The organism is Klebsiella sp. EMBS2024 (assembly GCF_036233805.1).
GTDB classification, from domain to species: domain Bacteria; phylum Pseudomonadota; class Gammaproteobacteria; order Enterobacterales; family Enterobacteriaceae; genus Klebsiella; species Klebsiella pneumoniae.
In genome coordinates this window covers 2727904-2728354 of sequence record NZ_JAZARW010000001.1, presented here as the reverse complement: position 1 = coordinate 2728354, position 451 = coordinate 2727904, and the positions used below count along the sequence as shown (strand labels likewise).

The window sequence follows — 451 nt, the reverse complement described above, 5'->3', positions numbered from 1 at the left end:
ACACCAGACAGGAGTATGTAATGTCCAAGCAACAGATCGGGGTTGTCGGTATGGCCGTGATGGGGCGTAACCTCGCGCNGAACATCGAGAGCCGTGGTTATACCGTCTCCGTTTTCAACCGCTCCCGTGAAAAGACCGAAGAAGTGGTTGCCGAAAATCCAGGCAAGAAACTGGTCCCTTACTACACAGTACAGGAGTTTGTTGAATCCCTCGAAACACCACGTCGTATCCTGTTGATGGTGAAGGCCGGGGCTGGCACCGACAGCGCCATCGATTCCCTGAAGCCTTACCTTGATAAAGGCGACATCATCATTGATGGCGGCAACACCTTCTTCCAGGACACCATCCGTCGTAACCGTGAACTGTCTGCCGAAGGTTTTAACTTTATCGGCACCGGTGTTTCCGGTGGTGAAGAGGGGGCTCTGAAAGGGCCTTCCATCATGCCTGGTGG

At 53.8% G+C, this 451-nt stretch carries 1 protein-coding gene; it reads left to right on the top strand.

The genetic code is table 11. The features are described from left to right. Window positions 1-20: 20 nt before the first annotated feature. Window positions 21-451 (top strand): NAD(P)-binding domain-containing protein (locus VZP09_RS12645; protein WP_328795185.1); only part of this gene is annotated, 431 nt, incomplete at its 3' end.